14 protein-coding genes and 2 pseudogenes are annotated in these 17789 nt (G+C 72.1%); 7 read left to right on the top strand and 9 right to left on the bottom strand.

The annotated features are described in order from the left end of the window. Nucleotides 1-109 precede the first annotated feature (109 nt). Nucleotides 110-1162, bottom strand: coding sequence for an aldo/keto reductase (locus tag ACGFZK_RS07260; RefSeq protein WP_393847829.1), 1053 nt, complete (start codon nt 1160-1162; stop codon nt 110-112). A 139-nt stretch (nt 1163-1301) separates the two neighbouring features. Here ACGFZK_RS07260 and ACGFZK_RS07255 point away from each other — a divergent pair, with 139 nt between their 5' ends. After that, nucleotides 1302-1673: a MerR family transcriptional regulator gene (locus ACGFZK_RS07255; protein WP_393847828.1), complete on the top strand. Its 372-nt coding sequence runs from the start codon at nt 1302-1304 to the stop codon at nt 1671-1673. Between the two features lie 365 nt (nt 1674-2038). On the opposite strand, the gene ACGFZK_RS07250 is transcribed toward ACGFZK_RS07255, so the two are convergent. Beyond that, nucleotides 2039-2209, bottom strand: a complete 171-nt coding sequence (locus ACGFZK_RS07250) for a hypothetical protein (protein ID WP_393847889.1) — start codon at nt 2207-2209, stop codon at nt 2039-2041. A 343-nt stretch (nt 2210-2552) separates the two neighbouring features. On the opposite strand from ACGFZK_RS07250, the gene ACGFZK_RS07245 reads away from it, so the two are divergent. Further along, entirely contained in the window at nt 2553-3008 is a 456-nt protein-coding gene (locus tag ACGFZK_RS07245; protein ID WP_393847827.1) for a hypothetical protein, read from the top strand. 29 nt (nt 3009-3037) lie between these two features. Here ACGFZK_RS07245 and ACGFZK_RS07240 read toward each other — a convergent pair whose 3' ends face one another. Next, a complete protein-coding gene (locus ACGFZK_RS07240; RefSeq protein WP_393847826.1) occupies nt 3038-4549 on the bottom strand; it encodes an SDR family NAD(P)-dependent oxidoreductase in 1512 nt (503 codons plus the stop codon). 289 nt (nt 4550-4838) lie between these two features. On the opposite strand from ACGFZK_RS07240, the pseudogene ACGFZK_RS07235 reads away from it, so the two are divergent. Further along, nucleotides 4839-5573, top strand: a pseudogene (locus ACGFZK_RS07235) (DMT family transporter); the annotation flags it as partial. 102 nt (nt 5574-5675) lie between these two features. Here ACGFZK_RS07235 and ACGFZK_RS07230 read toward each other — a convergent pair. Continuing rightward, nucleotides 5676-6986: a transglycosylase family protein gene (locus ACGFZK_RS07230; protein ID WP_393847825.1), complete on the bottom strand. Its 1311-nt coding sequence runs from the start codon at nt 6984-6986 to the stop codon at nt 5676-5678. Between the two features lie 196 nt (nt 6987-7182). Between ACGFZK_RS07230 and gndA the strand changes: the two genes are divergently transcribed. Next, entirely contained in the window at nt 7183-8625 is a 1443-nt protein-coding gene (gene gndA, locus ACGFZK_RS07225) for an NADP-dependent phosphogluconate dehydrogenase (RefSeq protein ID WP_393847824.1), read from the top strand. 231 nt (nt 8626-8856) lie between these two features. Here the strand turns inward: gndA and ACGFZK_RS07220 are convergent, their stop codons facing one another. The 4 genes and pseudogenes from ACGFZK_RS07220 to ACGFZK_RS07205 form a co-directional block, all read right to left on the bottom strand. After that, nucleotides 8857-9489 (bottom strand): aspartate/glutamate racemase family protein, encoded by a 633-nt coding sequence (locus ACGFZK_RS07220; protein ID WP_393847886.1) that lies wholly within the window; start codon nt 9487-9489, stop codon nt 8857-8859. Then, nucleotides 9483-9824: a GNAT family N-acetyltransferase gene (locus tag ACGFZK_RS07215; protein ID WP_393847823.1), complete on the bottom strand. Its 342-nt coding sequence runs from the start codon at nt 9822-9824 to the stop codon at nt 9483-9485. The genes ACGFZK_RS07220 and ACGFZK_RS07215 overlap by 7 nt, the downstream gene beginning before the upstream one ends. Nucleotides 9825-9839: 15 nt before the next feature. After that, complete coding sequence (gene panD, locus ACGFZK_RS07210; protein WP_393847822.1) at nt 9840-10259, bottom strand: aspartate 1-decarboxylase; 420 nt, start codon at nt 10257-10259, stop codon at nt 9840-9842. 126 nt (nt 10260-10385) lie between these two features. Then, nucleotides 10386-11627: pseudogene (locus ACGFZK_RS07205) on the bottom strand (PP2C family protein-serine/threonine phosphatase). A gap of 275 nt (nt 11628-11902) precedes the next feature. Between ACGFZK_RS07205 and ACGFZK_RS07200 the strand changes: the two are divergent. The 3 genes from ACGFZK_RS07200 (at nt 11903) to ACGFZK_RS07190 (ending at nt 16746) form a co-directional block, all read left to right on the top strand. Continuing rightward, the gene (locus tag ACGFZK_RS07200; RefSeq protein ID WP_393847821.1) at nt 11903-14731 is read left to right on the top strand and encodes a SpoIIE family protein phosphatase; all 2829 of its coding nucleotides are present in this window, start codon (nt 11903-11905) and stop codon (nt 14729-14731) included. A 122-nt stretch (nt 14732-14853) separates the two neighbouring features. After that, nucleotides 14854-15999, top strand: a complete 1146-nt coding sequence (locus ACGFZK_RS07195) for an ABC transporter substrate-binding protein (protein WP_393847820.1) — start codon at nt 14854-14856, stop codon at nt 15997-15999. Nucleotides 16000-16173: 174 nt separating this feature from the next. Next, nucleotides 16174-16746, top strand: a complete 573-nt coding sequence (locus ACGFZK_RS07190) for a TetR/AcrR family transcriptional regulator (protein WP_393847819.1) — start codon at nt 16174-16176, stop codon at nt 16744-16746. A 23-nt stretch (nt 16747-16769) separates the two neighbouring features. Here the strand turns inward: ACGFZK_RS07190 and ACGFZK_RS07185 are convergent, their stop codons facing one another. Continuing rightward, the gene (locus ACGFZK_RS07185) at nt 16770-17699 is read right to left on the bottom strand and encodes an MBL fold metallo-hydrolase (RefSeq protein WP_393847818.1); all 930 of its coding nucleotides are present in this window, start codon (nt 17697-17699) and stop codon (nt 16770-16772) included. Between the last annotated feature and the right edge of the window lie 90 nt (nt 17700-17789).

The following is a 17789-nucleotide window of genomic DNA, read 5'->3' as shown; positions in this document are numbered from 1 at the left end:
CTCGGCCGAACAGGGCGGGTGAAGCCCGCCGGGGCGGGCGGGCTTCACCCCTGCGTGTGGGCACGGCCGGCGAGGGCCGGCCGGCCGAGGGCGTGACGGGCATGGCCCGTCAGCCCGCCGCGCGGTCGCAGGCCCGCGGTCGGCGGCGCCGCGCGGAGTCGGTGAGGTGCGCCGGACGCCAGGCCCCGTCGGGCTGGTAGACGTTGGTGCCCGGCGGGACGATCTCGTCGATCCGGTCGAGGGCGGCGTCGTCGAGGACGACCGAGGCTCCCTTGAGGGTGTCGTCGAGCTGCCCGAGGGTGCGCGGTCCGATGATGACCGAGGTCACGGCCGGGTGCGCGAGCGGGAAGGCCACCGCCAGCTCGGGGAGTGTGCAGCCGAGCCGCTCGGCCACCCCCACCAGTTCCTCCACGGCGTCGAGCTTGGCCGCGTTGCCGGGCAGCGCCGGGTCGAAGCGGGCGGGGTGGAGCGCGGGCCGTCCGCTGCCGAGGTCGATGGGGCCGCCCTTGCGGTAGCGGCCGGTCAGGAAGCCGGAGGCGAGCGGGCTCCAGGTCAGCGCGCCCATGCCGAGCCGCTCGACGACGGGCAGGACGTTGGCCTCGACGCCGCGCGCCAGCAGTGAGTAGGGCGGCTGCTCGGTCCGGAACCGCTGGAGCCCCCGGCGCTCGGCCACGTGGTGGGCCTCGACTATCTCCTCGGCGGGGAACGTCGAGCAACCGAACGCGCGGATCTTGCCCGCACGGACCAGGTCGCCGAGTACGGACAGGGTTTCCTCGACGTCGGTCGTGTGGTCCGGCCGGTGTACCTGGTAGAGGTCGATCCAGTCGGTGCGGAGCCGCCGCAGGCTCTCCTCCACCTCCCGTACGATCCAGCGCCGCGAGTTCCCGCCGCGGTTGCGGCCCTCGCCCATCGGGAAGTGCACCTTGGTGGCGAGCACGACGTCGTCGCGGCGCCCGTGCAGCGCCTTGCCGACGATCTCCTCGGACTCGCCCGCCGAGTACATGTCGGCGGTGTCGACGAAGTTGATGCCCCGGTCGAGGGCGCTGTGGATGATCCGCGCGCAGTCGTCGTGGTCCGGGTTGCCGATGGAGCCGAACATCATGGTTCCGAGGCAGTACGCGCTGACTTCGATGCCCGTGCCGCCGAGAACGCGGTAGCGCATGGTCGACCCCCCTTGTCGGTGACGGGCGTTGTCCGCCCTGGTGCCCGGGACTCTACGATCTAGAGTGGGGTCTAGATCAAGTACGGCGGGACGGGGGCGGACGTTGACGCAGGTCGAAGCGGGTCTGGGGATCGGTGAGGTGGCTGAGCGGACGGGCCTGAGCGTGCACGCCCTGCGCTTCTACGAGCGTGAGGGCATCCTGCTGGCCGCCCCCGCCCGGCGGCCGGGCGGCCGCCGCGTCTACACCGAGGGCGACGTCGGCTGGCTCAATCTCTGCGTCGTCCTGCGGGCCTCCGGCATGCCGCTGCCCGCCATCCGCCGGTACACGGAGCTGGCCCGGTCCGGGGCCGGCAACGAGCCCGAGCGCCTCGCCCTGCTGCGCGAGCACGAGGCCCGCGTCGTCGCGCAGATCGCCGGGCTCGGCCGCAGCCTGGACCTGGTGCGGCACAAGGTCGCGGTGTACGAGGACCTGATCGGCCACGAGCCCCCGCCGGCCCAGGCGCAAACCTGAGCCCTGTCCGGGCGTGCAGGGTGGTGTCCGTCCCGGTCCCGCCGCCGGCCGCGTGTGCGCAGTCGTGCCCGTGGATGAGGGCATCCCGCCCCCGGGGCCTGGAGGCGGCCGGGAACCGCGGCAACCGGGAGGCGTGCGTGGCCCGTTCGCCGTCCTGATCATCGCCTGCTCGCCCGGCCCCGAGTGCGGCCGTCAGCAGCGATTTCGTACGGGACTTCCAGGCGCTGGGATCAAGGGCGCGGCGGCGGTCAGGCCGCCGACGGCCGTGGACCGGATCGGCCGGCATGAGCGGCGCGATCCGGTCCCACATCGCATCAGTGGTCACCCACCGGACAGGTACGTCCGGTCGACCGATCCGACGCGCTTCAGTCGATGCCGGGCAGGATGTGCGCTTCCGCCAGGTCGTCCTCGTAGCCGGCCAGCCGGATCGGGGCGGATCGGGCCCAGACCTCAAGGCTGCCGAGTTCGTCGGTCCGGGGCTTCGCCCGCGTGGCCGTCCGCTCCATCGTCGGTTCGGGCTTGGTCTTCTCAGTCACCGCGCACTCCTTTGTGTCGCGTAACCCGGCAGGCGGACCGCGCGCCGGGCAAGGGATGTAAAGGGTTTCCGGACGCGGTGGCGCCTTAGTGGAGCGCGGCCCGGATGGGGGCCGTCTTGATGCCCCAGAGTACACATATGAGCGGACCTCCGCTCGATAGGAGGGTAAAAACCGGTGCGCCCTCTTACTTTCGCTCCTGGTTCAGCAAGTCGTGGGTCTGCGGGCACATGACGGGTGATCTGCTCGGCCCCGGACGTGCGGGGTGTGACGGAGGGGGTCGGCGGTGGCGAGGTCCGGAGTTCCCGAGGCTCAAGTCCCTTACGTCACGAGCGTGTTGGAGCTGATGGATCTTCTGCACGCCGGCCCCGGCGACCACGGCCTGCGCACCGCGGCCCTGCTGCGCCGCTCGCACCCCTTCGACAAGGAACTGCAGATCGCGGGCTTGGTGCACGACATCGGCCGGCTGCTCCGTCTGAGTGACGGAACGGTTACCGCCTGGGTCGCGGCGGAATCGATCCGCCCGCTGCTGGGCGAGCGGGTGGCCCTGTTGGTGCGGCTGGCACCTTCGTGCGCGCCCGACGGCGTGGGCGAGGACGCGGAGGCGGTGGCCACCCTGCGCCAGGCCCGGGAGGCGGCCGCCGCGGCCGGCCTGGACGCGGGCGTCCTGGAGGACTGGCGGCCGCTGCTGGAACTGGTCGCCGCCGGGGCCTGCCGGGTCAGGCCCGCCGGGAACGCACTCGACCCCCTCGGTTCCGGTCCGCCGAGGGGGTCGAGAAGGCCGGTCACGGGCCTCCCGTAGGAAGGGGAGGCTCCGGGAGACCGGGCGGGCTACCAGTTCGCCGGGGCGTAGTCCTTGAGGAAGACGCCGAACAGGTCCTCGCCGGCCTCGCCGCGGACGATCGGGTCGTAGACCCGCGCCGCGCCGTCGACCAGGTCGAGCGGGGCGTGGAAGCCCTCCTCGGCGAGGCGCAGCTTGTCGAAGTGCGGGCGCTCGTCGGTGATCCAGCCGGTGTCGACCGAGGTCATCAGGATGCGGTCGGTCTGGAACATCTCCTGGCCGCTGGTCCGTGTCACCATGTTCATCGCGGCCTTGGCGGCATTGGTGTTCGGGTGCCCGGCGCCCTTGTAGCCGCGGCCGAAGACGCCCTCCATCGCCGATACGTTGACGACGTACGCCCGCCCGTTGGCCGCCTTCCGGGCAGCCTCCGCCATGGCCGGCCGCAGCGCGCTGATCAGGATGAACGGCGACGTGTAGTTGCACAGCTGGGTCTCGAGCAGCTCCACCGGGGAGATCTGGTCGATGGTCTGCACCCAGGTGTTGCTGTCGACGACGTCGGGCAGCAGACCGCCCGCGTCGATGGCGGTGCCGGCGAGGTGCCGCTCCAGGCTGGCGTTGCCCGCGACCAGGGCGAGGTCGGCGACCTTCTGCGCCTCGAGTCCGCTCGCCCCGACGGGCAGCGCCGCCAGGCCGTCGACCGCACCGGAGTTGAAGGCGCCGATGACGTGGTGGGCGGGGAGCTCACCGGCGGGGAGCGGGGCGCCCTCGCCGTCGACCAGCGCCGCGTAGGCGCTGGGCAGGCGGCGCACGGTCTGCGTCGCGTTGTTGATCAGGATGTCGAGGGGACCGGACCCGGCCACCTGGTCGGCGAGGGCCACGGCCTGGGCCGGGTCGCGAAGGTCGATGCCGACGACCTCCAGGCGGTGCATCCAGTCCGCGGAGTCCTCCATCGCCTTGAAGCGGCGGATGGCGTCCTTGGGGAAGCGCGTGGTGATCGTGGTGTGGGCGCCGTCGCGCAGCAGCCGCAGCGCGATGTACATGCCGATCTTGGCCCGGCCGCCGGTGAGCAGCGCGCGCTTGCCGGTCAGGTCGGCGCGGGCCTCCCGCCTGGTCCGGTTCTCGACGGCGCACTGCGGGCAGAGCTGGTGGTAGAAGTAGTCGACCTCGACGTACCGCGTCTTGCAGACGTAGCAGGAGCGCGGGCGCTGGAGTATCCCGGCGATCCGGCCGGCCTCCGTGACCGAGGAGGGCAGGATGCCCTCGGTCTCGTCGTCGATGCGCTCGGCGGAGCCGGTGGCGGTGGCCTCGGTGACTGCCTTGTCGTTGGCGGTCTTGGCGGCGCGGCGCTCCTGACGGCGGCGCTGCTTGACCGTGCGGTAGAGGCCGGCGGTGGCGCGGCGTACGGTGATTGCGTCGGGGTGGTCGACGTCGAGCTTGTCCAGCTCGTCGAGCACGCTGAGGCAGAGGGCCAGCCGGTCGGGGTCGATGCCGGGCCCGAAGGCGTGCCCGTAGTCGTGGCCGTAGTCGTGGCCGTAGTCCTGACTGTCTTCGGTCACCGTCATTGCCGCTGCCGTTCCTTGATCACTCGTCCGCATCCGCCTGCTGCGGAAGTCCTCAAAAGGGCAACTGTACGGATCCCACGCGCCCGGAGCCAAACCCGCTCCCGGGCCCTCACACAGCGCGAGGGGAGCGTCACCGTACGGGCCGATCCGGTGACTCAGGGGCACCGCGGGAGTCGCTTTCGGCTGGTGGAATCACCACGCTGCGTACTCCCGTACTACGTCGGGAGTATGACTGATCACCATCTGTGGGCGGAGGAATAGCGCAGATGGGTCGGGCATTGTGGACCTTATGAGTGCACTGGCGCTGTCGGTCCTGCTCTGCCTCGTGTCCGCCTTGGCGTACGCGGGTGGCGCGATCGTCCAGGAACGGGTCGCGGCGAGCACGCCGGGCCGCCGGTACGCCCCGCTGCGCCGGGGTGGCTGGTGGGTGGCCGTGGGGCTGAACGGGCTCGGTGCGCTGCTGCACGTGGTGGCACTCGCGTACGGGCCGCTGAGTCTGGTCCAGCCTCTGGGCGCGCTCACCATCGTCTTCGCCCTGCCGATGGCCGCGGTCTTCGTACGGCGCCGGGCGGGCGCGGCCGCCTGGCGCGGGGCGGTGCTGGCCACGGTCGGCCTGGCCGGGCTGCTGGCGCTGACCGGCGGGAACGGGCGGACGGAGCAGTCGCTGGCGGGGGGCGAGCGGAGCCTCCTGCTCGGGGTGACCGGGGTGGTGGTGCCGGTGCTGTTCCTGGCGGCGCACCGGATGCACCGGGCGGTGCTGCACAGCGTGCTGCTGGCCGCGGCCGCCGGTACGGCCTTCGGCATGGCGTCGGTGTTCACCAAGTCGGTGGCCGAGGCCGTCGGGCCGGGCGCGCTGCCCGGCCTGTGGCCCGATCTCGCGGCGATCGCGGTGCTTGCGGCCGGCGGTCTGCTGCTGTCGCAGGCGGCCTACCGGGGCGCGGGCCTGACCGCGCCGCTGGCCACGGTGACCGTGGTCAACCCGGTGGTGGCGGCGACGGTCGGCATCTCGCTGTTCGACGAGGGCTTCCGGTACGGGGCGGCGGGCGCGACGGCGGCCGTGGCCAGCGCCGCGCTCGCGGCGGCCGGCCTGATCCTGCTCACCGTCGTGCCCTCGCACGTGCGCGGGTCAGATGCGGACCCCGTGGCTGCGGAGGTACTTCAACGGGTCGATGTCGGAGCCGTACCCGGGACCCGTGCGCATCTCGAAGTGCAGGTGCGGTCCGGTGGTGTTGCCGGTCGACCCGGAGCGGCCGATGCGCTGGCCGCCCGAGACCTGCTGGCCGGCCTTGACGCCGAGCGCGGAGAGGTGGGCGTACTGGGAGTACCGGCCGTCGGTGTGGCGGATGACGACCTGGTAGCCGTAGGCCCCGGCCCAGCCGGCGGAGACGATCTGGCCGGGTCCCACCGACTTGACGGTGGTGCCGGTCGCCACCGGGAAGTCGACGCCCGTGTGGTAGCCGCTGGACCAGGAGGAGCCCGAGACGCGGTACGCGGTGCCGAGGGCGGCGTCGACGGGGGCGGAGAATCCGCCCGCAGCCGGCTTCTGCTGCGCTGAGGCGGGCTCCGGCGCCGGCTTCTCGGCGGGCTTCTCGACCGGTTTCGGTGCGGGCGCGGGCTTCTCGGCCGGCTTCGGCGCGGGCGCCGGCTTCTCGGCGGCCGGCTCCACGGGCTTGACCGGGTCGGCGGTCCGCGGCGGCTTCTCGGGGTTCCGGTCGGACGGCGGGGGCGTGACCGGCGCCGTGGTGACCCGCAGGGTGAGCCGCTGGCCGGGGAAGATCAGGTTCGGGTTGCCGCCCACGGTGGCCCGGTTGGTCTCGTACAGCGCCTGCCAGCCGCCTTCGACGTGCTGGTCGGTGGCGATCGCGGAGAGCGAGTCGCCGGGGGCGACGACGTAGGGGTTCGGCAGGACGGAGGTGCCCGTCGGGCGGGTCACGCCGCCCTGCTCGGGGGCCCGGGTCTGCGCCTGGCTCTGCGCGCTCTGCGTCTGGGACCGGGCCTGTACCTGCGTCTGCGCCTCGGGCTGCGCCGGGGCCTGCGGGGCGACGGCGGGGGCCGGCCCGCTGCGCGAGAGCCCGGCCTGCTTCCCGCAGTTCGGCCAGGCGCCCGGCCCCTGACCCTTCAGCACCTTCTCCGCCACCGCTATCTGCTGGTCCTTGGTGGCCTGGTCGGCGCGCGGGGCGTAGGCGGTGCCGCCGAAGGCACGCCAGGTGCTCTGGCTGAACTGGAGGCCGCCGTAGTAACCGTTACCGGTGTTGATGCGCCAGTTGTTCGTCGACTCGCAGGCCGCGACCTTGTTCCAGGTGTCCACGGAGGCCGCCTGGGCGACTCCGGCGCCCACGAGCGGGAGCGCAATCCCGGCGCCGCCGGCGGTGACGGCCAGCGAGGCCCGGTTGATGCTGCTCGGCTGATACCGGCGGTGCCGGCCCCGTACACCCATGGGAGCCCCCATCGAAGACATCAGGAACCGCACAACCTAACGGTGCGATCAGAGCATGACAAGAGGCGCAACGGGGCGCATGCCAAAGGAACTTGACCGTGTCTCGACGGACGGTAGATCCGTTCGGGAGCGCGTGGGGGTAGCGTCGGTGTTCCCCGCCCACCGAAGGCACACCGAAGCACGCAGGAGCGCAACGATGAGCACCAGCACAGCCCAGATCGGCGTCACCGGACTCGCGGTGATGGGCAGCAACCTCGCCCGCAACTTCGCCCGCAACGGATTCACCGTGGCCGTCCACAACCGCACCGCCGCGAAGACCACGGCGCTGGTGGAGGAGTTCGGGCACGAGGGCTCCTTCGTGGCGGCCGAGTCGGCGAAGGAGTTCGTCGACGCGCTGGAGCGCCCCCGCCGCATCGTCATCATGGTGAAGGCCGGCGACCCGACCGATGCCGTGATCCGCGAGTTCGCCCCGCTCCTGGAAGAGGGCGACGTCATCATCGACGGCGGCAACGCGCACTTCGAGGACACCCGGCGCCGCGAGCGGGAACTGCGCGAGCAGGGCATCCACTTCGTGGGCGTGGGCATCTCGGGCGGTGAGGAGGGCGCACTGCTCGGCCCGAGCATCATGCCGGGCGGCTCGACGGAGTCGTACGCCTCCCTCGGCCCGCTGCTGGAGAAGATCGCCGCGAAGGCCGCGGACGGCACGCCGTGCACCTCGCACATCGGACCCGACGGCGCCGGACACTTCGTCAAGATGGTGCACAACGGCATCGAGTACGCCGACATGCAGCTCATCGCCGAGGCGTACCACCTGCTGCGCGAGGTCGCGGGCTACTCCCCCGCGAAGATCGCGGAGACCTTCCGGGAGTGGAACCGCGGGCGCCTGGACTCGTACCTGATCGAGATCACGGCGGAAGTGCTCGCGCACACGGACGCCGCGACCGGGCGCCCGTTCGTCGACGTCGTGGCCGACGCCGCGGAGCAGAAGGGCACCGGCCGCTGGACCGTGCAGATCGCCCTCGACCTCGGCGTACCGGTGTCGGGAATCGCCGAGGCCGTCTTCGCCCGCGCCGTCTCCGGCCACGCGGACCTGCGTACGGCGGCGCGCGGGCTCGCGGGCCCGACGGCCACCGCGCTGGCGCCCGCGGAGGCCGAGGCCTTCGCCGCCCAGGTGGAACAGGCGCTGTACGCGTCGAAGATCGTCTCGTACACCCAGGGCTTCCACCAGATCCGGGCCGGCAGCGAGGAGTACGGCTGGAACGTGGACCTGGGCGCGGTGGCCTCGCTGTGGCGCGGCGGCTGCATCATCCGGGCCGCGTTCCTGGACCGGATCCGGGCGGCGTACGACGCGCAGCCGGAGCTGCCGAGCCTGCTGGCGGACGCGCGCTTCGCCGAGGAGATCGCGGCGGACCAGGAGGGCTGGCGGTCCGTTCTGGTGGCGGCGGTGCGCCAGGGCATCCCGGTGCCGGCGTTCTCGGCCTCACTGGCCTACTACGACGCGCTGCGCGCGGAGCGGCTCCCCGCGGCCCTCACCCAGGGGCAGCGGGACTTCTTCGGGGCGCACACCTACCGGCGGACCGACCGCGAGGGCTCGTTCCACACCCTCTGGAGCGGCGACCGCTCCGAGGTCCGCGCGTAGGGACACTCCCTAGCTGAGGGGCCCGGGCTGAGGGATCGGCGCGGGTCCCGGCGGGGCGGGGACCGGGTCGGGCTCGGGCACCGGGCCGGGCACGGGCGGCACGGGCCGCGGCACGGGTTCGGGGTCGGGGAAGGGGGTCGGCCCCGGACCGGGCACGGGCGGCTGCGTATCTTCTTCTCGCTTTGGCACCATACGGCCCACCTTCCCGTGATTGCGGCGGCTATGCCTGCGCTACGGGGCCGAACGCATGGCCAGGCCCGCGGCCAGGCCCGGAGCCGGGCTGGACAGGACGGGGATCCGGCTCGTGACCAGGTCCGCGGCCCCGGCCATGGAGGCCTGGGCCAGCACGATGACGTCCGCGCCGGTGACGGCGTCGGCGGCCTCGGCGACGCGGGCGAGGTAGCCGGCGCTATCCCCCGCCTCGAAGCGGTCCCAGGCCCCGGCGACCAGGTGCGTACGGATCGACACGGACCGCTCACCGGCCTCCTCGGCCAGCAGCTCCCCGGTCGGGGCGAGCGTCGACTCCAGGGCGGCCAGTACGGCGATCCGCGCCCCGGCCCGTACGGCGGCGGCCGCCATCGGCCGGTCCACGCGCAGCACCGGGACGCCGAGCGCCGGAGCCAGGGACTCCGCGGTCGCCCCGATGGTGGAACACGTCACCAGCACGGCACCGGCTCGCCCCTCGGCGAGCAGCCCCCGAAGGGCCGGAGCCACCGACTCCGGCCCTTCGGTGCGGGCCCGGTCCAGCAGCTCCGGCACCACCATGTGCCGTAGTACGGCCCCGGGGTGGTTCCGGTCGCGCAGGGCGTCGAAGACCGGGACGTGCACGGGTGAGGTGTGCAGGAGGAGCAGACCGCTCACCAGAGGTCGGAGGCGGAGGTGAGCTGCACCTTGGCCGCCTGCACGACCTCGGCGGCCGGCTCGGGCGCCTGATCGGGGTGTTTGGCGGCCCAGCTCGCCGCGTACGGGCAGAGCGGCACCACGGGAACCCCCGCGGCTGCGGCGATCCCGTAGAAGGTCTTCACCAGACCGCCCGCGATGCCGCGGCCCTCGTGGTCCTTCTCGACGATGGTGTGCACGGCGACCAGGGCGTGCGGCGCGTCGGCGAGCACGAAGTACGCGATGTAGCCGACGACGGTCCCGTCCTCGACGGCGAGCAGCCGTCCGGTCCCGCGGTCGTCCTGGAACTCGATCGGCATGATCCCCGACTCCCCTCAGACGGCCACGGCGTGGGGGCTGCGCCGCTGATCCGTACCCGGCACCGGAGCGGAGGCGTCCGCACCCAGCTCGACGATCCGGTTGTCGCCGTCCACGTGCACCACGCGAGGCTTGAGGACCCTGGCCTCGGCGTCCTCGACCTGCGCGTAGCTGATGAGGATGACCAGGTCCCCGGGGTGCACGAGATGCGCGGCGGCGCCGTTGATCCCGATGACCCCGGACCCGCGCTCGCCCTCGATGACGTAGGTCTCGAGCCGCGCCCCGTTGGTGATGTCCACGATGTGGACGAGCTCCCCGGGCAGCAGATCGGCCGCGTCCAGCAGATCGGCGTCAACGGTCACGGAGCCGACGTAGTGCAGGTCGGCCTGGGTGACGGTGGCCCGGTGGATCTTGGACTTGAACATGGTACGAAGCATGAGAAATCTCCCGGAATGTCTGCTCCCTGCCTGCTTCGCGCAGGTCAAGGGCGGTCTCCGGAGCCTACAACGATTCGCCTGTCGGGTCAGCTGTCCCCCCAACCTTCGAGGCGGGTGCATCCGGGCTCAGTCAAGGGTGGTGAGGTGATCGGCCTTGCCCCCGCGCCACTCGATGAGGAGGATGGTCGCGTCATCGCTGGTGATGCCACCCCGCTCCCGTTTCAGGGCGTGGGAGAGCGCGCGCACCACCGGCCGCACTCCGGTGTGTTCACGGACGACGCGGTTGGTCCACTCGATGAGTTGCCCCTCGCCGAACTGTTCCCCGCCGGCTCGGCGCTCCTCGATCAGACCGTCGGTGAAACACAGCAACCGGTCTCCGGGTCGCAGCATCCGCTCGCCGACTTCCGGCTGCTCACCGCCGAAGCCGACCGGCAAGGTGGTCGGGCTCTCCAACCGGTCCGCCACGGCGCGGTCACGGATCAGAAGCGGAGCCGGGTGACCTGCGTTGACCATTGCAGCAGGCCCGTAGTGATGTTCAGACACATCATCTGCGCGGTGACGAAGTGTTCGTGGCCGAACTGCTCGTTGATGGCCCGGTCCATGAACGCGTACACCTCGGACAGACCGGTGTCGGCCCGTCGCGCGTGCCGATAGGCCCCGATGGCCACCGTCGCCATGGTCGCCGCGTCCAGGCCGTGGCCCATCGCGTCGATCATGGCCACATGAAGGATGTCGCCGTTGAGGGCGTAGTCGAAGCTGTCTCCGGCCGCCTTGTACGCGGGCTCCGGGATTCCGGCCACCTCAACCTGCGGGACGGTCATCGACAGCGGTGGCAGCAGCGACCACTGGATCTCGGCGGCCAAGCTCATGGGGGCGCGGCGGCGGGCCTGGAAGAACAGGTCGGTGTAGGAGTCCTTGGTGACGATCATGTCCGCCACCAGACCGGCGAGCCTGCGCAGCAGCCGCCGGTCGTCGTCATCGACGCTGTCCAGCGTGACTGCCATCACCCCGACCTGGTCACTGCCGCCCAGCAGTGGCAGGTACATCCGCACGCTGCCGCCCTGCGGCACCTCCACCGTTGTGCGGTCCCAGGAACGATTCGCCGGCCGGGGAGCCCTCGACCGGTGCGGGGTCGCCGACCGTCAGCCGCCGGCCCGGCAGCGGCACGAGCAGCATCTGTTCGTAGTCCTGCAAGAGGATCGAGAGGTCCCGGCCGCCGACCCTGGCCACTTCCTCCGCAACGAGCGGGGCGATCAGCTGCGGCGGCATCTCGTGCGCCCGGTCCAGCAGCACGCCCAGCAACCGCTCGCCAAACCCCTCCGACCGGTCCACCCCGGACGTGCTCGGCTTCCGCCCGCCTTCGGCCATCGCTGATTGCATCCCTTCGCCCCACCACTTCGGGGGAACTCACTGGGTGACTGTCTTCCCGGGGTGCCAGGTGACCTCTTCACCGGCGTGCGGAAGGCCATGCCAGCGTAGACCTGCACGGGCTTGACGCTGTGGTTCTCCCGAGAGGCGCGGTCGCGTGTCCGGCGCGGTCGGCCGACCTGCTTCCCGCACGGCGTGGGTGTGGGATCCACAGCAGTGTGGCGGCGGCCCCCGCTCCCTGCTGCCGACGGCGCGCGGAGGTTAGAAAATGGAGTATGGGCAACCTCCTTGGATACTTCCGGCATCGGCTGCTCAGCTCGACCACGAGCTCTTCCTCTTCCCGGCACCGCTCAGCACACCACCAGGAGCAGCAGGAGCACGCCCGGCCCCCCGAGCGAGGGGCGCGGCGGCCGCAGCGGCTGTCCTCCCTGCTGAGCGTACGCAGCGTGGCCGGCGAGGTGTTCCTCCTGCAGCTGGCCGTCGTGGTGCTTCTCGTCACCGCCGCAGTGGTGGCGCTCGTGGTGCAGGCCCGGAGCGCCGCCATGCTGGACGCCCGGCACCGTACCCTCGCCGCCGCAGGAACCTTCGCCGCATCCCCGGGGATCATCCCGGCCCTGCGCAGCGCTCATCCGAGCGCGGTGCTACAGCCGAGCGCCGAGGCGGCCCGCAAGATCGCCGGGGTCGACGGCATCAACGTGTACACGCTCGACGGGGTGACCCTCACCCACGGCGACCCGCGTCAGATCGGGAAGCACGTCGTCGGCCCCTTCTCCAAGGCGGCGGCCGGCACGTCCTTCACCGAGACGTTCGAAGGGTCCCTGGGGCGGTCCGTGGTCTCGGTGGTCCCCGTCAAGGACGCCGACGGCCGCGTCATCGCCCTCGTCTCCTCCCCGGTCACGGTCCAGAACGTCCAGAGCATGGTGAACCGGCAGCTGCCGGTCGTCCTCGGCAGTGCGGCCTTGGTGCTCGCACTGTCGGCGGGCGGTACCGCTCTGGTGAGCCGCCGGCTGCTGCGCCGGACCCACGGCCTGGGACCGGCCGAGATGACGAGGATGTACGAGCACCACGACGCGGTGCTGCACGCCGTACGGGAGGGCGTGCTGATCATCGGCAGCGGCGGACGGCTGCTGCTGGCCAACGACGAGGCGCGGCGGCTGCTGGATCTGTCGGCGGACGCGGAAGGACGCCCCGTGACGGACCTGGGTCTGGAGGAGGAGATCACCGAGGCGATCGCAGCGGGCCGTTCCGTGACCGATGAGCTGCACATGGCCGCCGACCGGCTCCTGGCGGTGAACATCCGGCCCACCGCCCCCTACGGTCAGGCCGGGACCGTCGTCACGCTGCGGGACACCACCGAGCTGCGGGCACTCTCCGGCAGGGCCGAGGTCGCCCGCGAGCGGCTGAAGCTGCTCTACGACGCGGGTGTGCAGGTCGGAACGACGCTGAACGTGGAGCGCACCGCCGAGGAACTGGCGGAGGTGGCGGTCCCGCGGTTCGCCGACGTGGTCACGGTGGACCTGGTGGACCCGGTGCTGCGCGGCGAGGAGCCGCCCGAAGCGATCACCGAGATGCGCCGGACCGCCGTCGTCGGCCTTCACGGCGACCACCCGCTCTCCCCCGTCGGCGAGCTGATCCGGTTCGCTCCCACCGGTCCCATGGCCGCCGGGCTGGCAGGCGGCCAAGCGGTCCTGGAGGCGGACCTGCGCGTCACCCACCGCTGGCGGGCCCAGAACCAGGCCAACGCCGTGCAGATCCTGGACCGCGGCATCCACTCCCTGATCGTCGTGCCCCTGCGGGCCCGGGGCGTGGTGCTGGGGATGACCGGCTACTGGCGGGGGCAGGACTCCCCGCCGTTCGACGAGGAGGACGTGTCCTTCGCGGAGGAGCTGACCGCCCGAACGGCACTGTCCGTCGACAATGCCCGCCGCTACACGCGCGAGCACAACATGGCCGTCACCCTGCAGCGCAGCCTGCTGCCCCGGGGCGTACCGGAGCAGTCCGCCGTCGAGGTCGCGCACCGCTACCTGGCCGCCCAGGCCGGGGTGGGCGGTGACTGGTTCGATGTCATCCCGCTGCCCGGTGCCCGGGTGGCCCTGGTGGTCGGCGACGTCGTCGGCCACGGTCTGCACGCCGCCGCCACCATGGGCCGCCTGCGCACCGCCGTGTACAACTTCTCCACCCTGGACCTGCCTCCGGACGAGCTCCTCGGCCACCTGGACGAGCTGGTCACCCACATCGACACCGACAAGCAGGAATGGCAGGGGATCACCGGAGCCACCTGCCTGTGCGCCATCTACGATCCCGTCTCGGGGCAGGTGACCGCCGCCACCGCCGGGCATCCGGGCCCCGCTCTGATCCTCCCCGACGGAACGGTGTCCTTCCCCGAGGTGCCGGTCTCCCCGCCGCTGGGCCTGGGCGCGGGTCTGCCCATCGAGACCATGACGGTCACCCTGCCCGAAGGCTCCCGGCTGGCACTCTTCACCGACGGGCTGATCGAGAGCCGCGACCGCGATCCGGACGCGGGCCTGGCAGCGCTGCGCGCCGCCCTGGCCGGGCCCACCCGCACCCCGGAGGAAACCTGCACCGTGGTGATCGACGCGATGCTTTCCGCCCGGCCGAGCGACGATGTCGCGCTGCTGGTGGCCCGCACCCGCCGGCTGGACCCCGAGCGGATCGCCGAGTGGGACGTGCGCCCCGACCCCGCGGCCGTGTCCCCGGTGCGCAACGCCTGCGCACGCCGTCTGGCGGACTGGGGCCTGGAGGACATCGCCTTCACCACGGAGCTCATCCTCAGCGAGCTGATCACCAACGCCATCCGCTACGGCACCGAGCCCATCCGGGTGAGGCTGCTGTACGACCGCTGCCTGGTCTGCGAGGTCTCCGACGGGTCCAGCACCTCCCCGCACCTGCGCCGGGCCGCGACCACCGACGAGGGCGGCCGCGGCCTGTTCCTCGTCGCGCAGTTCGCCGAGCGCTGGGGCACCCGGTACACCGCCCGCGGCAAGATCATCTGGAGTGAGCAGGCCCTCCACGACGGGGCCGCACCGCCCGCGATGGATCTCGGGGAGGCGCTCCTGGCCGGGTGGGACGACGAGGGGTTCTGAGAACGTGCCGGTACGGCAGCCGCAGGGAAGACGGCGGACACCACCATCCGGGACTGCGCTGGCGAGGCCGCCGACCGTACGCTGGCCCCGATCAGTACGCGACCGCCCGTTATGGAGCCTTTGTGCCCGCACCCCGCCTCCGGACAGCCTCCGTCGCCGTCTACCTGGCCCTCGCGGCGGCGCCCCTCGGCGCCTGCGGAGACAAGCCCCCCGCCGCGCCCAGAGCACCCGCGGTGGCCACCTCCGCCGCGGACGCCGGCGGCATGGCAGCACTGACCGCGGCGGCGAAGAAGGAGGGCTCGCTCAACACGATCGCGCTCCCCCGCGACTGGGCCAACTACGGCGCACTGATCGACGGCTTCGAGAAGAAGTACGGGATCAAGGTCATGGTGGAGAACCCGGAAGGCACCAGCCAGGACGAGATCAACGCTCTGAAGGAGCACAGGGGCGAAGGCCGCGCCCCTGACGTGATCGACGTGGGCGGCTCGTTCGCGCAGTCCGCGGCCCGGCAGGGGCTGCTCGCTCCGTACGAGGTCGCCGCGTACGACGAGATCCCGGAGGAACAGAAGGACCCGCGGGCCCGCTGGTACAACAACTACGGCGGGTACGTCTCGATCGGCTGCGACGCCAAGCGCATCAAGACCTGCCCCTCGACCTTCGCCGATCTGCGCAAGCCCGAGTACAAGGGCCAGGTCTCGCTCAACGGCGACCCCACCAAGTCCGGCTCCGCCTTCGCCGGCGTGTACGCAGCAGCCCTGGCGAACGGCGGTTCCTTCGACGACATCCAGCCCGGCATCGACTTCTTCGCCGAGCTCAGCAAGAACGGCAACTTCAACCCGGTCGAGTCCTCACCGGCCTCGATCTCGAAGGGCCAGACCCCGATCAGCATCGACTGGGACTTCCTCAACCTCGGATACGCAGACGAATTCCGCCGGCAGGGCGTGGACGTCGACTGGCGGACCGCCATCCCGTTCGACGGCAGCTTCGCCGAGTACTACGCGAACGGGGTGAACAAGGTCGCCCCGCACCCCGCGGCGGCGCGCCTGTGGCAGGAGTACGTCTTCAGCCCCGAAGGCCAGAACCTCCGGCTCGGCGCCTTCGCACGCCCCGTCCTCATGGAGGCGATGAAGGAGGACGGCACCCTCGACAAGGCCGCCGCGGAGAAGCTGCCGACGGTCGAGGGCACGCCGACGTTTCCGACGGAGGCACAGACGGAGAAGGCGAGAGAGACCGTCAACCGCGGCTGGGCCGAGGCCGTCTCGGGCTGAGGACCGGGCTCCGGCTCGATCGCCCGGTGGAACCGCTCGGCGTCCACCGGTGGAACCGCTCGGCGTCCAGAGGGGCGATCCCGCCGTCGACGAACCTGAGCCGGTAGATGCCGTAACTCACCGGCCCACCCTGCGCACGCCCCTGATGCAATGGATTTGCTTTAAGCTGGCCGCATGAGCCGAAAAGCGATGGTCCGCCCGGGAGGTCGCAGCGCGCGGGTCCAGCAGGCGGTCCACACCGCCGTGCGGGAGCTCCAGGCCGAGGTGGGGCGGCCGGAACTGACCATCCCCCTGGTCGCGGCGCGGGCCGGCGTCACCCCGTCGACGATCTACCGCCGCTGGGGCGACCTGCAGGAACTGCTCTCGGACGTCGCCGTCGAGCACCTGCGCCCGGATGCTCCGCCGGAGGACCACGGCGATCTGCTGACGGACCTGCGGGGATGGGCCGAGCAGTTCCTGGAGGAGATGGGCTCGCCCACGGGGCGCGCGTACATCCGTGACGCCCTGCTGGGGGACCCCGACGGCGTGAACGCGGGGCAGTGCTCGGCCTACGCGGCGGATCAGATCGCCATCGTGCTCGCCCGCGCCGCGGAGCGCGGCGAGGACGTCCCGGACGTGGAGACGGTGCTCGACCGGGTCGTGGCGCCGATGATGTACCGCATCCTGTTCCGGCCCGCCGTGCTCACCGACGCGTACGCGCACCGGCTCGCGCGAGAGGCCGTGGAGGGCTTCGGCGCACCCCGCTGACCGACCGCGCGCGCAGCTGCCGGTCAGTGGCGCGCCGGGAGGCCCGCGACGGGTGCGAGCCGGTAGGCGTCCCCGTCGGCGACCACCCGGCCGGCCGTCGGCGCGGGGAAGTGCGTGCCGAGGATCAGGGCGCCGGTGCCCGCGAGCCCGGCGAGGAGCGCGCGGCGGGTGGCCTCGGCCTGGACGGGGTCGATGTCGACGCAGCTGCCGATCTCCGGATGCGCGAGCTGGACGGGGTGGTGGACGGCGTCCCCGGTGATGAGGGCCGAGGCGCCCGCGCTGCCCACCCGTACGGCGATCTGTCCCGGGGTGTGCCCGGGGGCGGGCAGCAGGCGCAACCCGGGGGCCACGTCGAGCCCTTCGGCCGGTACGTCGACCAGGTCGAGCAGTCCCGCCTCCTCGATCGGCAGGACGGAGTCGAGGAACATGCCGCGCCGCGCCTCGTCCATGTCGTAGGCGGCCCAGAACTCGTATTCGGTCCTCGCCGTGAGGTAGCGGGCGCGGGGGAAGGTCGGCACCCACGCGCCGTCGACCTCCCGGGTGTTCCACCCGACGTGGTCGGTGTGCAGATGGGTGAGGATCACCAGGTCGACGTTCTCGGGAGTGAAGCCGATGTCCGCGAGGCGTGCGAGGTAGTCGGTACGGAGGTGGTGCCAGGCCGGGTTGGCCCTCGTCTTGCCGTTGCCGATCCCCGTGTCGACGAGGACGCGCAGTCCGTCCACGACCAGCGCGAAGCTGTGGCTGTCGAGGTGCAGGACACCGTCCGGGGCGGCGAAGTCGGGCCGCAGCCAGGCGTGTTCGGCCACCACGTCCGGGGTGGCGGCCGGCAGCAGCCACGGTCCGGTCGCCGGCGGCAGGGGGACCTCGTCGATGCGGTGGACCGTGATCTCCCCGACGGACCAGTGGGCAGCGGCTCCGGACGGGGCCGGCTCGGTGAACTGTGCGGGGCTCATGAGCGTGTTCCTTCGTCTGCAGGGGATCGACGAGTGGCAAAAGCGATTCGATTCGCTTTAAGCGACCGTAGGCCCTACCGTCGACTAAGG

Source organism: Streptomyces sp. NPDC048257 (assembly GCF_043201855.1).
Classification (GTDB): domain Bacteria; phylum Actinomycetota; class Actinomycetes; order Streptomycetales; family Streptomycetaceae; genus Streptomyces.
Note: the sequence above shows the minus strand (reverse complement) of the source record. Positions and strands in the feature narration are given on the sequence as shown.

Bases quoted from the DNA above. Each gene is read 5' to 3' on its own strand.
- ACGFZK_RS07260 (WP_393847829.1), bottom strand. From the start codon at position 1,162: ATGCGCTACCGCGTTCTCGGCGGCACGGGCATCGAAGTCAGCGCGTAC.
- ACGFZK_RS07245 (WP_393847827.1), top strand. From the start codon at position 2,553: ATGGATCTTCTGCACGCCGGCCCCGGCGACCACGGCCTGCGCACCGCG.
- ACGFZK_RS07240 (WP_393847826.1), bottom strand. From the start codon at position 4,549: ATGACGGTGACCGAAGACAGTCAGGACTACGGCCACGACTACGGCCAC.
- ACGFZK_RS07230 (WP_393847825.1), bottom strand. From the start codon at position 6,986: ATGGGTGTACGGGGCCGGCACCGCCGGTATCAGCCGAGCAGCATCAAC.
- gndA (WP_393847824.1), top strand. From the start codon at position 7,183: ATGAGCACCAGCACAGCCCAGATCGGCGTCACCGGACTCGCGGTGATG.
- ACGFZK_RS07215 (WP_393847823.1), bottom strand. From the start codon at position 9,824: ATGCCGATCGAGTTCCAGGACGACCGCGGGACCGGACGGCTGCTCGCC.
- panD (WP_393847822.1), bottom strand. From the start codon at position 10,259: ATGCTTCGTACCATGTTCAAGTCCAAGATCCACCGGGCCACCGTCACC.
- ACGFZK_RS07200 (WP_393847821.1), top strand. From the start codon at position 11,903: ATGGGCAACCTCCTTGGATACTTCCGGCATCGGCTGCTCAGCTCGACC.
- ACGFZK_RS07190 (WP_393847819.1), top strand. From the start codon at position 16,174: ATGAGCCGAAAAGCGATGGTCCGCCCGGGAGGTCGCAGCGCGCGGGTC.
- ACGFZK_RS07185 (WP_393847818.1), bottom strand. From the start codon at position 17,699: ATGAGCCCCGCACAGTTCACCGAGCCGGCCCCGTCCGGAGCCGCTGCC.